Origin of the sequence: Pseudomonas nicosulfuronedens, assembly GCF_005877905.1 — a bacterium.
In the GTDB taxonomy this organism is placed as follows: Bacteria; Pseudomonadota; Gammaproteobacteria; order Pseudomonadales; family Pseudomonadaceae; genus Pseudomonas; species Pseudomonas nicosulfuronedens.
Genome location: NZ_SWDV01000013.1, coordinates 45,633 through 59,631 on the forward strand (window position 1 = coordinate 45,633; position 13,999 = coordinate 59,631).

A 13,999-nucleotide genomic window follows, 5' to 3' on the forward strand; every position below is an offset into this window, starting at 1 on the left:
AAGCGAGTTCGCGAGCAAGCTCGCTCCTACAGGGTTTGATGCTCTTCGTAGGCCCGAGGGGGACGCCTAGTCCTTGCTCGCGAACAGAGCTGGCACGGGGCTCATCAGTAATCCCGGGCCAGTCAGTGCATCAGATATCCCACACCAGGTTGATCGCGAAGTTGCGGCCCGGCTGGGTCAGGCGATCGAGGTTGGCCGGTGCCAGAACCGAGGCTTCGCCGACACCGTCGTAGCCGCGCACGTCATCCCACAGCCAGTACTTCTTGTCGGTGAGGTTGTACAGGCCGGCGTTGAGGGTCAGGTCGTCGGTCAGCTTGTAGTAGCCGGTCAGGTCGAGGATGCCGAAGCCCGGGGTCTTGAACTGGCTGCTGGTGCCGTCCGGGGCGTTGAACTGGCTGTCGTCCACGCGGTTCTTGCGCTTGACGAGGGTCCAGTCGAGCAGGGCGCCGTAGCGGCCGGCCTGCTCGTCGTAGCCCAGGCCGAACACGCCGGTGAGCGGGTTGACGCTGTTGATCGGCTCGCCGGTGTCCTTGTTGCGGCCGTAGGCGTAGGCCACCGAGCCCTTGGTGTAGAGGCCTTGTGGTGCGCCGAAGGCACCCAGTTCCAGGCGGCCCTTCAGCTCCACGCCCTTGATGATGGCGTGCTTGATGTTGTTGCTGGTGAAGGTCGGTTCATCGTAGCCGGGGGTGATGGCATCTTCGTTGATGAAGTCGCGGTACTTGTTATAGAAGACCGCGACGTCGAACGAGCCTTCCTCGAAGTTGCCGCGCAGGCCGGTCTCGTAGCTCTGGCTGCGTTCCGGGTCCAGGTCCGGGTTGGGCTCCACGCGGTAGCCGCTGGTGGGGTTGTCGAAGCGGCCGTACAGCGCCTTGGCGGTCGGGGTGCGGAAGCCCTGGGCGTACTGGCCGTACCACAGGTAGTTGTCGTTGAACGCGTAGGTCACGCCGAGCTTGGGCGAGAGCTGGTGCCAGGTCTTGCTTTCGCTGCTCACTTCGCCATCGCCGCTCTGGTCGACGGTGTTGAGGAATTCTTCGGTGACGTGCGGCTTCAGGCGGGTGTGGTCATAGCGCAGGCCGGGCAGGAAGGTCCAGTCGTTCCAGCGGATCTCGTCCTGGGCGAAGAGGGCATAGGTGTCGATGGTCGGATCGGGAAAGTCGCTGCTGCGCGCCAGTTGGTCGCTGGCCACGGTGCTCGGGCCGCCAATGGTGGGGCAGGTGCGGCTGACGGCCAGGCAGGTGGCGCCGCCTTCACGGTAGCCGGTGACTTTCTGGCGCTTGAGGGTGGTGCCGTAGGTCAGCAGGTGGTCGGTGTCGCCCAGGGCGAAGGCCTTGTCCATCTGCAGGTCGAGCACCCACTGGCGTTCCTTGTACTGGGTCTCGCGGGTGCGCAGTATCTGCCGGGTGATGGGGTAGTAGAACTCGTCGGTGCTTTGGTCGGTCTTGGCGATCTGGTAGTTGAAGGTCCACTTCAGGTGATCGGCCACCGCGCTGTCCAGCAGCATCTGGTGTTCCAGGCCGTAGCGTTCGCGGGTGATGGTGTCGTTGCCGGTACGCCACTGGTACATGCCGCCGGGCAGTACGGAGTCGGGGATGGTCGGCGCGCCATTGAAGTACGGGCCGCCGTAGGCGCTCTTCTGGTCGGTATCGACGTCGTCCTTGTACTTCTCGTAGACCAGGCCGAAGCGGCTGCCATCGGCGTAGTTCCAACCCAGCTTGGCCAGCACGTTGGTGGTGCGCACGTCTTCCGGGTTGGCTTCGGTGCGCGACAGGCCGGTGCCGCCGTCGCTGCCGTAGGACTCGGTCTCATGGCCGTTGCGTTGGCTCAGGTGCAGCAGGCCGTCGAAGTCGTCGTGGCGGCCGGCGACGGTGGCGGAAGTCAGCCAGCTGTCATCCGCGGAGCTGTAGCCGGTCTTCAGGCGCGCGCCGACATCCTGGCCGTCCTTGATGATGTCGTCCGGGTCGAGGGTGAAGTAGCTCACCGCGCCACCGATGGCGTTGCTGCCGTACAGGGCCGAAGCCGGACCACGGAGAATTTCCACGCGCTTGACGATTTCCGGGTCGACGTAGTTGCGCTCGGTCTGCGCGTACGGGCCATTGAAGAAACTGTTGGGAATCTCGACGCCGTCCACCTGCGTCAGCACGCGGTCGCCGTCGATGCCGCGGATGTTGTAGCCGGTGATGCCGGCACGGTTGCCGGTGCCGCCGACGGAGACGCCGGGCATGTCGCGCACCAGTTCCTTGATGGTGTTGACGTTCTTGCGGTCCAGCTCTTCGCGGCCGACGACGTTCACCGTGGAGGGCACCGAGGTGACGCTCTGCGCCTGGCGGGTAGCGGTGACGGTGAGCGGCTGCATCTCGGAGACCGAGGACAGGTTGCGCTCCAGCACCACGTTGCGCGGCCCGAGCTGGCGCACGGTGAGGCCGGTGCCGCCGAGCAGGGTCTTCAACGCGCGCTCCGCCGGTAGGCGGCCGCTGACACCCGGAGATACCACGCCGTCGGCCAGGTCGCCGGCAACGCCTACCTGCCAGCCTGTCACCGCGCTGAACTGGTTCAGTGCCTGGGGCAGCGGCTGACGGGCGATGTCGAAGCTGTAGCCGGCCTGGGTCTGGCTGGCTTCGGCCGCGAGGGCGGAAGTGGCCGGGAGGCTGGCGAGGCCGATGGACAGGGCGAGCAGCGAGATGCTGGCCGGCGCGGACAGCCGGCGCAGAGGGGCACGCGAAGAAGCAATGGTCATCGAAGGGCTCTCTTAGTCAGTCTTTGTTCGCATTCGTAAATGCGAATCTATTGCATTGGCTTCTGACTAAACGAACGAGCCTTTCGAATCGCGTAAAAATATTTTCCGTGCTGGAAGGCGATCAGTTGAGGATCAGCAATTTCGGGTATTCGTGCAGCTCGGCGGAGGTGATCTGGGCCAGCGAGCGGGCCACGCCCAGCGGGTCGTCCAGGCGCCAGTTGCCGGTGACGCTGACGTTGTCCAGGCGCTCGTTGGTGTTCACGATCCAGCCGGGGTAGTAACGGCGCAACTCGGCCAACACCTGGCTCATCGGGCAGTTCTCGAACACCATGCGGCCCTTCACCCAGGCCAGTTGGGATTCGGCCTCGGTGCCGTGCTGGCGTTCGCCGAAACCTTGCGGGCCGACGCGGATGCTGTCGCCAGCGCCAAGGCTGACGCGGGCGTCGTCCAGGCGCGTGCGCAGGTCCACCTCTCCGCGCTGCACGCTGACTTCCGCCTCGTTGCCCAGGTAGCGCACGGCGAACGCCGTGCCGCGCACGGTGACCTGCACCGGCCCGGCTTCCACCTCGAACGGGCGGCTGCGGTCGTGGGCAACGTCGAAGAAGGCTTCGCCGCGGTAGAGGCGGGCGACGCGCTGCTGGTCATCGACCCGGCTGGAGAACGCGGTGTTGGTATTGAGCAGCACGTTCGATCCATCGGCCAACTGGACTTTCTGCCGTTCGCCCACGGCGGTCAGATGGTCGGCGCGCAGGCGCGTCAGCAGGTCGCCCTGAACCACGATACCGATGGCGAGCACCAGCGCCGCGGCCGTGGCGACCGGCTTCCAGAAGCGGTGCTGGCGACGCAGTGGCTGAACCATGGCCTGCCCCCGCTTGCGCTCCAGGCGCGCGGCAGCGACCGGCAGCAGTGGCGATTGCCACGCATCACGTACACGCTGGTACGCCCGTGCGTTGCCTTCGCTGGCAGCGAGCCAGGCATCGAAGCGCGCGCGGGTGGCGGCGTCCATGTCGTCCTCGAGGATCAGCCAGTCGAGGGCTTCGGCCATCTGCTGGTCGTCGGGTGGGGCGGCGTGGGGCAAGGGGCGATCCTCGGGGCGGTGCTGAGAGGGTGAGCCGCGCATTGTTGTCGAATCGGCCGGCGAACGGTAGTCCGTCATACCGTTTCCTCAAGGCGGCTGACCAGTCCGACACAGATCGCCATGATCAGTTTCAGTTCCTTCTGCACCGTGCTGGCCGAAACATCGAGCTGCTCGGCGATCTCCGCGTAGCCGCAGCCATGCAGGCGGCTGAGGATGAAGATGCGCTGCTGGCGCTCGCTGAGTTCTTCGAGGGTGGCACCCAGGCGTTCGAGCAGTTTCTCCGCGTGCAACTGGTCTTCGGCGCTGGAGCCCGGCGCCGGCACAGCCTGCACCACATCGAAAGGCACGTCCTCGAGCATGGTCCGCGACTGCATGCGCAAGTGGCGCAGGTGGTCCAGGGCAAGGTTGCGGCCGGTCTGGAAGAGGAAAGGTTCCAGGTGATCGATGCGGCGTTCGAGCAGGGTGCGGGCGACGCGCAGGTAGGTTTCCTGCACCAGGTCTTCGGCGATGCTCGGGTTCTTCACCATCCGAACGAGCGTGCGCAGCAGAGGCAGGCGCTGGGCCAGAAAGACCGCGTCGAGGTTGGAAGTGCTCACAAGGGCGTCCAGCAGGAATAATTTTCAAATGATAATCAATGTTATTCAGCTGCGACTGATGGCACAAGCCCATCCGTGGTTCCGCTGGTGTAAGGGGAAATGAAAAAAGGGCGAGGCGCGCGGGGCGCCTCGCCCATTCCCTCAGCCGGCTGGTGAGGGGCAAGCGGGACTCAGGAGCGCACGGGGCGTGCGTTCAGGCGGGGTTCGTCGTTGCCGGAGTGTGCCTGGTTGGCCGCTTCCGGACGGCTGTTCCAATGCGGAATGAGGATGCCGGCGGCGATCAGCGCGGTGACGGTGAAACCGATGAACACGGTGTAGGTGTCGAAGTAGCCCGGCAGCAGACCACCGAGGATCGCTCCGATGGAACCGCAGCCGTTGACGAAACCTGCTGCCGTGCCGGCTGCTTCGCCGGTGCCGAAGTCCACGGCAGCGGCGCCGCTGATCATGGAGTCCGGTCCGTACAGGGTCAGGCCCATCATGAACAGCAGGGCCAGTACCAACAGGCTGCTGCCGGTCTGCATGGCCGGGACGAACAGCGCCAGGCACACCGTCAGGCCGAGCAGGCTGATCACGCAGGCCGGCATGCGCCGCGCGCCGAAGATGCGGTCCGAGGCGTAGCCGATCAGGATCGGACCGAGCAACCCGGCGACTTCGAAGGCCGACGGCAGGATTGCCGCGCCGACCTTGCCCAGCCCCGGCATGCGTTCATAGACGATCACCGGGCCCCAAAGCAGGATCGCGTAGCGCGCCGGCTTGAGCAGGAAGTAGGCAAGGCCCAGGGTCAGCACGGTGCGATTGCGCAACACCTTGCCGAGGATGCGCAGGGACTTGCCGTTCTCGCCCTCGTGCTTGAAGCCGGCGTAGTTCACCGCCTCGGGCTGCTGCACATCGGCTTCCACCGGCGGCAGGCCGACGTCCTGCGGGCGGTTGCGTTGCAGCAGCAGGAACAGGATGGCGACGGCGCCGACCACAGCGGCGGTGGAGTAGAACGCTGCATGCCAGGTGCCGAATACTTCATAGGCCCACCAGCCGGCGAAGGGCGAGGCGACCAGCCCGCCGAAGGCGTAACAGGTGCTCCACAGCCCGAGCACCCGGCCGCGCTCATGGGTGGCGAAGAAGCTGCCGATGTTCTTGCACAGCCCCGACCAGCCGGTGGATTGCGCCAGGCCCTGGACCACCATGCAGGTGGCGAAGATCGGCAGGGTGGCGAAGCTGCCCATCACCAGGGCGGCAGCGGCGGAGATCAGCAGGCCGCCGAACACCACCACGCGCGGGCCGTAGCGGTCGGCGAAGACGCCCCAGGTGAACTGGCCCACGGCGTAGGCCGTGAGGTAGATGGCGTCGAGGTTGGCCATCGCGATCTTGTCGAGATGGAAGGTCGGGTCTTCGGCGATGCCGAGCTTGGCCACCGAGAAGGCTTTGCGGGTGAAGTAGAAGGCCGCGTAGGCCAGCCAGGTGATGGCGAAGATCTGCCATTTCCAGCGCGCCAGGGAGGCGCGCGGCGAAGCGGTGCCGTGAGGGTTGAGCATGGTCTGACCTCGTTGTTGTTGTGCTGTGCCGGCAGTCAGTGAGTAACGCCTGTTTCTTGTTGTTGTTCTGGAAGCACGTCGCGCCGTCTTTGCGGTGCGGGTCAGAATCGCTGCAGCTGTTCTGTGCCGCCGTTCCTCGCAGGTGTTGAGAAGCGGCGGTGGAGCGATGGAAACAATTTCGAATAAATAACTGAAATCGATTTATCAGATTTCAAAAATAAGCTGGGCTTGTATGACAGAGCGCCATGACGCTAGTGTTCTGCGCGAATGACCTTTCAGTCGTGTTCTGTCCGATGGCGGATGACGGGTCAGAACCTTCCCGCAGAGGCGCGCCCATGTCCGTTTCCCACGCCCAGCTCAAGGCCTTCCATGCCGTCGCGGTACACGGCAGTTTCACCCGCGCCGCCGAGCGCCTGTTCCTCACCCAGCCGGCGGTGTCCGACCAGGTGCGCAAGCTGGAGGAGCGCTACGGCGTGTTGTTGTTCCACCGCAACAAGCGTTCGGTGCGCCTGACCGAACTGGGCGAACGCTTGCTGGCGGTGACCCAGCGGCTTTTCGTGATCGAGGCTGAGGCGCAAGAGCTGCTGCAGGAATCCAGCGCGCTGCAGACCGGCAGCCTGACCCTCGCGGTGGATGCACCGGTGCACGTGTTGCCGCAGATCGCGCGCTTCTGCCAGCGCCATCCGGGCATCCGCGTGAAGCTGGAGACGGGCAACACCGACGAATCCCTGCAGCGCCTGTTCGACTACCAGGCGGACCTGGCGTTGCTGGGGCGCGAGGTGCAGGACGAGCGCCTGCTGACCTTCACCTTGCGCAGCGATCCCATCGTTGCCTTCGTCGGCCGCAGTCACCCGTGGGCCGGGCGCGCATCCATCGAGCTGGCTGATCTCGACGACACGCCGCTGGTGTTGCGCGAGCAGGGCTCGGTGACCCGGCAGATGCTCGAAGCGGAAATGGCCCGCGCCGGCCTGCGCATCCGTCCAGCCATCGAAGTGGAAGGTCGCGAGGCATCGCTGGAAGCGGTGGCAGTGGGGATTGGTGTGGGTGTGGTTTCGGCTGCTGAACTGGGCGCGGATGCGCGCGTGCATGCGCTGCCGATCCTCGACTGCCACTGGCGCATGAGCGAGACATTGGTGTGCCTGCGTGAGCAGAGCACGCGGCGGATCGTGGCGACCTTTCTCGATCTGGTGAAGGAAGATTTACCGACGGAGTAGGGCGGCTGTTCGCATTCATCCGAAGGTTCCGTCGGCACCTGTAGGGCGAATAACCCGGAACGGGTTATCCGCCAGGACGGCGGATAACGCCCTAGGCGTTATGCGCCCTACAGGGGATATCGGCGCGCGGCGATCCTAAAGTCGATTCACAGGCGATGACTATCAGCCCTCCGCCAACTCCAGGAACGCACTCACCACCCGCAACCCCCGGCGCCGTTCCAGGCAGCCGATGGCGTGGCGGTTGAGCAGCCCATCGCCGCTCAGCGGAATCGCCTTTACCCGCGGGTCCGGGCTGACCTCCAGTGATGACACGATGCCGATTCCCAGCTCCGCCGCCACCGCTTCGGTGACCGCCTCGCGACTGTCCAGTTCCAGCAGCACGCGGGGCTCCACCGAGGCCGTCGAGCAGGCTGCATCGAAGGTCCGGCGGGTAATCGAATCGGGCTCGCGCAGCACCATGATCTGCTGGTCCAGCTCGCCCAGCGGCAGCTCGCCAGCGTGCCCGCTCCAGGCATGGCTGGCTGGCACCAGGGCGCAGATGCGTGACTCCACCAGCTCGCGCAGGAACAGCCCGGCGCGCGGCTCCACCTCGGTCAGCACGGCGATATCGACGTGTTCGTCCATCAGCGCGGCGAGGGTTTCCTGCGCGTTGCCCAGGCGCAGGTTGACGGTGATGCCGGGGTAGCGTGCACGCAACCGGGCTAGCATCGGCATCACCAGGTGTGGGCCGTCGGCGGCCACTTCGATACGCCCGGTCACCAGCTCGCGGCTGGCGTCGAGCATGGCCTCTGCTTCCTCTTCCAGGGCGAACAGCGTGCGACTGATGGCTGAAAGGCGTACGCCATCTTCTGTCAGCTCTACACCACGCGCAGTGCGGCGGAACAGGTTGACCTGGTAGTGCTCCTCCAGCGCCTTCACATGCCCGGTCACCGCCGGCTGGCTGATGAACAGGCGATCGGCGGCGCGGGTGAAGCTGCGTTCGCGGGCGACGGCGTCGAAGGCGCGGAGCTGGAAGAGGTTCATGAGGTATATGTCCGGCTTATGCAGTGCATCGTGATAAACAATTTGAACGATATCTGCCCGGCCGGCAAGTTATGCCCAGGCCACGGCGAACCCGCCCGGCCCAACCGAATTCAGCCCTGACGACGTTCCCAAGAAAGAGGAATCGAGCATGAGCACTGCCGAGCGAGCCCCCATCCTGCTGACTCCCGGTCCGCTGACCACGTCCCCCCGCACCCGTCGCGCCATGATGGTCGACTGGGGTTCCTGGGACCGCGATTTCAACGACCTGACCGCCGACGTCTGTAAGCGCCTGCTGGCGATCATTCACGGCGAAGCGACCCACACCTGCGTTCCTCTGCAGGGCAGCGGTACCTTTTCCGTCGAAGCCGCCATCGGCACCCTGGTGCCGCGTGACGGCAAGGTGCTGGTGCTGATCAACGGCGCCTATGGCAAGCGCCTGGCGAAGATCTGCCAGGTGATCGGCCGCGAGTTCAGCACCTTCGAAACCGAAGAGGACGTGCCGACCACCGCCGCCGACGTCGATCGCCTGCTCACTGAAGACCCCAGTGTTACCCACGTCGCCCTGATCCACTGCGAGACCAGCACCGGCATCCTCAACCCGCTGCAGGACATCGCCAGGGTCATCGAGTCCCACGGCAAGCGCCTGATCATCGATGCCATGAGTTCCTTCGGCGCGCTGGACATCGACGCTCGCCACATTCCCTTCGATGCGCTGATCGCCGCTTCTGGCAAATGCCTGGAAGGCGTGCCAGGCATGGGCTTCGTCTTCGCCCGCAGCTCCGCCCTGAATGCCAGCACCGGCAACTGCCACTCGCTGTCCATGGACCTGCAGGACCAGCACGCCTACATGGCCAAGACTGGCCAGTGGCGCTTCACTCCGCCTACCCACGTGGTGGCTGCGCTGCACGAAGCGCTGAGCCAGTACGAGGAAGAGGGCGGTCTCGCGGCCCGTCATCAGCGTTACGCAAACAATTGCCAGACTCTGCTGGCGGAGATGGCAGAGCTCGGGTTCCGCAGCTTCCTGCCGGCGGAAATCCAGGCGCCGATCATCGTCACCTTCCACGCCCCGAGTGATGCTCGCTACAGCTTCACCGAGTTCTACAACCGGGTGCGCGAGAAGGGCTTCATCCTCTACCCGGGCAAGCTGACCCAGGTAGAAACCTTCCGCGTCGGTTGCATCGGCCAGGTCGACGCCAGCGGCATGCGCGCTGCAGTCGCGGCCATCGCCGAAACGCTGAAGGAAATGGAAGTCTTCGAAATCTGACGCCCGCCCGAATTCTCACAGGATTGAACGCCATGAATTACGAACAACCCAAGCAACTGCAAGCTGTCATCCTCGACTGGGCCGGCACCGTGGTCGACTTCGGCTCCTTCGCGCCGACCCAGATCTTCGTCGAGGCCTTCGCCGAGTTCGGCGTGCAGGTCAGCCTGGAAGAAGCCCGCGGCCCGATGGGCATGGGCAAGTGGGACCACATCCGTACCCTGTGCGATATCCCGGCCATCGCCGAGCGCTACAAGGCCAAGTTCGGCCGTGTGCCGAGCGACGACGACGTCACTGCCATCTACGAGCGTTTCATGCCGCTGCAGATCGAGAAGATCGCCGAGCACTCGGCGCTGATTCCCGGCGCACTGGATGCCATTGCTGCCGTACGCAAAGGCGGGCTGAAGGTCGGTTCCTGCTCCGGTTACCCGGCGGTGGTGATGGAGAAGGTCGTTGCCCTGGCCAAGACCAACGGCTACGTCGCCGACCACGTGGTCGCCACTGATGAAGTGCCCAACGGCCGTCCGCACCCGGCGCAGGCGCTGGCCAACGTGATCGCCCTGGGCATCAACGACGTGGCAGCCTGCGTGAAGGTCGACGATACCTGGCCGGGCATCCTCGAAGGCCGCAGCGCCGGCATGTGGACCGTGGCGCTGACCTGCTCGGGCAACGCCCTGGGCCTGACCTACGAGCAGTACAAGGCGCTGCCGGCCGAGAAGCTGGAGCAGGAGCGTCGGCGCATCGGGCAGATGTTCGAGGGCTCGCGGCCGCACTACCTGATCGACACCATCGTCGAACTGCCGGCGGTGATCGCCGATATCAATGCGCGCCTGGCGCGGGGTGAGATGCCACAGGGCAGCTGACCGTTTGCTCCAGCCCAAAAAGCCCGCTCGATGCGGGCTTTTTTCTTTTGGCTCCAGAGGTCTTCCAGAGAAATGTCCGCACACTCCGAACTGCCCCTTTCAGGAGGCCTCGTTGATTCGGAGTTTCAGGGGTTGAGCGACATGGATGTCGCGAGAGCCGCGATGGGCCAGGGATGGCCCTTCGCGGCGTGCCCCTGAAACTTCGAATCAACGAGGGCATTTTTCGCCCCAAGCGAAAAACCGGATGGAGGGGCAAGACTTTTTGGTTCCTTTTGTGGCGTTTGACAAAAGGGACTCGCCGAGAGGCGAAACCAGAACTACCAGCACGCGCCGATGCGGCGCTTAAACATTGATCGCGACATTCAATTCACCACGTTCCGCACAAACCGCACCAGGACATCCCCATGGTTCTGGTAGGAAAACGGCTGGTTGCTCTTGAACACATGGAAGCCACCGGCCTCGACGTCCACTGTCTCTTCGGCGAGGACGATGGTCAGCCGGCCTTCGATCACGTAGGCCATGTCGTACCAGCCTTCGGCATCGGGCTCGGCGTTGTAGCGGTCGCCGGGTGCCAGGGACCAATGCCACAGCTCGGCCTGGCGGGTCGCGGGGGTGCTGGCGAGGAGGGTGCCGCGGCTGTCGGCCTGCTGGCCGCCCCAGGCTACCGCGTCGACACGGGTCAGGCCGCCGGTGGAGGGCGGACGCACCAGGTCGGCGAAGGTCACGCGCAGGGCGGCGGCGATGCGGTCAAGGGTGGCGAGGCTGACATTGGTGTCGCCGCTCTCGATGCCAACCAGCATCCGCCGGCTGACGCCCGAGGCCTTGGCCAGCGCGTCCTGGCTGAAGCCGGCGCTACGGCGGTGAGTCTTCACGTTATCGGCGACGTGCACCAGGACGCTGGGACGTTCGGAAGGAGTGGGCAGTATATTGCTCATTCTGGCCTTTTTGCGCATTATGTTGCGCATAACAGTCAACCAAGAAATCCCAACCGTTGCAACGCCTGTTCAGGTCCGCATCATGCCTCGCTCTCGCTTCATTTCCACTGCCTTCCCCATTCTCATCCTGATCGTGTCCATGGCCTCGATCCAGACCGGCGCGTCGGTCGCCAAGAGCCTGTTCCCGGTGCTCGGCGCCGAAGGCGTGACCTCCATGCGTCTGATCTTCGCGGCTATCCTCCTGCTGGCGATCCTTCGACCGTGGCGCACTTCGCTGCGTGGCAAGCCGCTCAAGCCGCTGTTCATCTATGGCGTGACCCTGGGCCTGATGAACCTGACCTTCTACATGGCGCTGCAGACCATCCCGCTGGGCGTCGCCGTGGCGCTGGAGTTCACCGGGCCGCTGGCGGTGGCGCTGTTCTATTCGCGCAAACCCATCGATTTCCTGTGGATCGCCATCGCCGTGGTCGGCCTCGGCCTGCTGCTGCCCATCGCCGACTTCGGCAACGGCATCGATCCCAAGGGCGCCGCCCTGGCGCTGGGTGCGGGTGTCTGCTGGGGGCTCTACATCATCTTCGGCCAGCGTGCCGGTAATGACCTGGGCGCGCAGGGTGCGGCGCTGGGCATCAGCATCGCGGCGATCTGCGTGGCGCCGATCGGCCTCGTGCACAGTGGCATGGCGCTGTTCGATGTCAGCCTGTTCCCGGCTTTGCTGGGCGTGGCGATCCTCTCCAGTGCCTTGCCCTATACCCTCGAGATGGTCGCCCTGACCCGTCTGCCGGCGCGCACCTTCGGCACCCTGATGAGCATCGAGCCGGCGTTCGGCGCGCTGTCCGGCCTGGTGTTCCTCGGCGAGCAACTGACGTCGCACCAGTGGATCGCCATCGGCGCCATCATTGTCGCCTCGGTGGGCACTACGCTGAGCAGCCGGCCGAAGCCGGCGCTGGTCACCGACTGAGCGCGAAAGGGGCTGTTCGTAGGATGGGTGGAGCGAAGCGATACCCATGCTGTCCGTGCACGAAATTGATGGGTATCGCTGCGCTCCACGCCATCCTACCCGTTGCTTTTCCTGCAGGATTTCCTCAAGTAAAAGCCGCCCTCGGGCGGCTTTTTGCGTCATGGGACGTTCGTTATCCCGCTGTGCGCATTTCCTTCAGCACGATCTGCCGTCTGGCGCTGCGCGACAGGCGAATGCACAGCATCACCGCCGCGCAGGTCAGGCCGACGATCAGGCCTTCCCAGAGACCCCGCGGCCCGGTGGGCTCCTGCAGCCAGTCGGTGAGGCCGAGGCTGTAGCCGACCGGCAGGCCGATGCCCCAGTAGGCGAACAGGGTCATGATCATGGTCGCGCGGGTGTCCTGGTAGCCGCGCAGCGCGCCGGCGGCGGTGACCTGCACCGCGTCGGAGAACTGGAACAGCGCCGAGAACACCAGCAGCGTGGCGGCCAGCGCCAGTACCTCAGGATCCTGGGTATAGAGCCCGGCGATGTGTTCGCGCATCAGCAGCATGCCGCTGGCGGAAACGCAGGCGTACGCCAGCGCGGCTCCCATGCCCACGCCGGCAGCGAAGCGCGCATCGCGCGGTGCGCCGGCGCCGAGGGACTGGCCCACGCGCACGGTCACCGCCATGGCCAGCGAGTAGGGGATCATGAACACCAGTGCACTGAAGTTCAGCGCCACCTGGTGGCCCGCCACCACTTTCTCGCCAAGTTCGCCGATCAGCAGCGCGATCACCGAGAAGATGCTGGACTCGGCAAACACTGCAATGCCGATGGGCAGGCCGACGGCGACCAGACTGCCGATCACCTTCGGTTGCGGCAGCTCCCAGTGGCTGAACAGCTGGCTCGGCTTGTAGACCTTGGCCCCGTTCACCCACACCAGCATGCCCAGCAGCATGAACCACATCACCGAGCCGGTGGCCCAGCCGCAGCCGGGGCCGCCCAGGGCCGGGAAGCCGAGGTGGCCGTAGATCAGCACGTAGTTGATCGGGATGTTCAGCATCAGCCCGCAGATGCCCAGCACCATGCTCGGCCGGGTGCGCCCCAGGCCGTCGCTGAAGCAGCGCAGCACATGGTACAGCGCCACCGCCGGCAGGCCGCAGGCGATGCCGCGCAGGTAGAAGCAGCTGGGTTCGATCAGGGCTTCCTCGACCTTCATCGCCCGCAGGATCGGCTCGGACAGCAGCCACAATGTCGCGCCCGCCAGCGGGCCAACCAGCAGCGCCAGCCACAGCGCCTGGCGCACCAGTGGGCCGGTGCCGGCCTGGTCGCCCGCGCCATAGCGCTGGGCCACCTTGGCGGTGGTGGCGAGCAGGGTGCCGGTCATCAGCAGGAACACCGGAATCCAGATCGAGTTGCCCAGCGCCACTGCGGCCAGGTCGCGCGGCCCCACGCTGCCAGCCATCACCGCATCGACGAAGCCCATGGCGGTGGTCGCCAGCTGGGCGATCATGATGGGTGCTGCGAGGGTCAGCAGTTCCTTGAGTTCGATGGCGGTGCGCCGTCCGCGAGAGACGGGCTGGGTGAGGCTGGTCACGGCTTTCCTTGGCAAGAAGAATTGGCGGGAAGCCGGCCAGTTTAAGGGCTGACGCGTCAGTCAGGAAGTCTTGCCTGTGTCGCGCGGGACCGCGCGCAGGGCTGAAGGATCGGCGCTGACGTAGGGCGCATAACGCGCCAGCGTTATCCGCCTTGAAGGGAGCGGCGCATAACCTGTTCCAGGTTATGCGCCCTGCATGGCTGTGCGGGACCGCGCGCAGCAGCGCTGGTAA

The 13,999-nt window shown here is 65.3% G+C and carries 11 protein-coding genes; 4 read left to right on the forward strand and 7 right to left on the reverse strand.

Translation table 11 applies throughout. The features are described from left to right. Positions 1-130 precede the first annotated feature (130 nt). The 4 genes from FAS41_RS13095 to FAS41_RS13110 all read right to left on the reverse strand — a co-directional run bounded on the left by FAS41_RS13095 (position 131) and on the right by FAS41_RS13110 (position 5,937). Positions 131-2,734: a TonB-dependent receptor gene (locus tag FAS41_RS13095; protein WP_138522847.1), complete on the reverse strand. Its 2,604-nt coding sequence runs from the start codon at positions 2,732-2,734 to the stop codon at positions 131-133. A 121-nt stretch (positions 2,735-2,855) separates the two neighbouring features. Continuing rightward, positions 2,856-3,779, reverse strand: a complete 924-nt coding sequence (locus FAS41_RS13100) for a FecR family protein (protein WP_138523141.1) — start codon at positions 3,777-3,779, stop codon at positions 2,856-2,858. A gap of 107 nt (positions 3,780-3,886) precedes the next feature. Next, a complete protein-coding gene (locus FAS41_RS13105; RefSeq protein WP_138522849.1) occupies positions 3,887-4,408 on the reverse strand; it encodes an RNA polymerase sigma factor in 522 nt (173 codons plus the stop codon). A gap of 170 nt (positions 4,409-4,578) precedes the next feature. Then, a complete protein-coding gene (locus FAS41_RS13110) occupies positions 4,579-5,937 on the reverse strand; it encodes an MFS transporter (protein WP_138522851.1) in 1,359 nt (452 codons plus the stop codon). 335 nt (positions 5,938-6,272) lie between these two features. Between FAS41_RS13110 and FAS41_RS13115 the strand changes: the two genes are divergently transcribed. Further along, positions 6,273-7,151, forward strand: a complete 879-nt coding sequence (locus FAS41_RS13115) for a LysR substrate-binding domain-containing protein (RefSeq protein ID WP_138522853.1) — start codon at positions 6,273-6,275, stop codon at positions 7,149-7,151. Positions 7,152-7,313: 162 nt separating this feature from the next. Here FAS41_RS13115 and FAS41_RS13120 read toward each other — a convergent pair whose 3' ends face one another. Then, the gene (locus FAS41_RS13120; protein ID WP_138522855.1) at positions 7,314-8,174 is read right to left on the reverse strand and encodes a LysR substrate-binding domain-containing protein; all 861 of its coding nucleotides are present in this window, start codon (positions 8,172-8,174) and stop codon (positions 7,314-7,316) included. Between the two features lie 148 nt (positions 8,175-8,322). Between FAS41_RS13120 and FAS41_RS13125 the strand changes: the two genes are divergently transcribed. Beyond that, positions 8,323-9,438: a 2-aminoethylphosphonate--pyruvate transaminase gene (locus FAS41_RS13125; RefSeq protein ID WP_138522857.1), complete on the forward strand. Its 1,116-nt coding sequence runs from the start codon at positions 8,323-8,325 to the stop codon at positions 9,436-9,438. 32 nt (positions 9,439-9,470) lie between these two features. Continuing rightward, complete coding sequence (gene phnX / locus FAS41_RS13130) at positions 9,471-10,298, forward strand: phosphonoacetaldehyde hydrolase (RefSeq protein ID WP_138522859.1); 828 nt, start codon at positions 9,471-9,473, stop codon at positions 10,296-10,298. Positions 10,299-10,660: 362 nt separating this feature from the next. Here the strand turns inward: phnX and FAS41_RS13135 are convergent, their stop codons facing one another. Next, the gene (locus FAS41_RS13135) at positions 10,661-11,263 is read right to left on the reverse strand and encodes a helix-turn-helix domain-containing protein (protein ID WP_138522861.1); all 603 of its coding nucleotides are present in this window, start codon (positions 11,261-11,263) and stop codon (positions 10,661-10,663) included. A 52-nt stretch (positions 11,264-11,315) separates the two neighbouring features. Between FAS41_RS13135 and rhtA the strand changes: the two genes are divergently transcribed. Next, positions 11,316-12,191: a threonine/homoserine exporter RhtA gene (gene rhtA / locus FAS41_RS13140; RefSeq protein WP_138522863.1), complete on the forward strand. Its 876-nt coding sequence runs from the start codon at positions 11,316-11,318 to the stop codon at positions 12,189-12,191. Positions 12,192-12,363: 172 nt separating this feature from the next. On the opposite strand, the gene FAS41_RS13145 is transcribed toward rhtA, so the two are convergent. Further along, complete coding sequence (locus tag FAS41_RS13145; protein WP_138522865.1) at positions 12,364-13,767, reverse strand: MATE family efflux transporter; 1,404 nt, start codon at positions 13,765-13,767, stop codon at positions 12,364-12,366. Positions 13,768-13,999 lie beyond the last annotated feature (232 nt).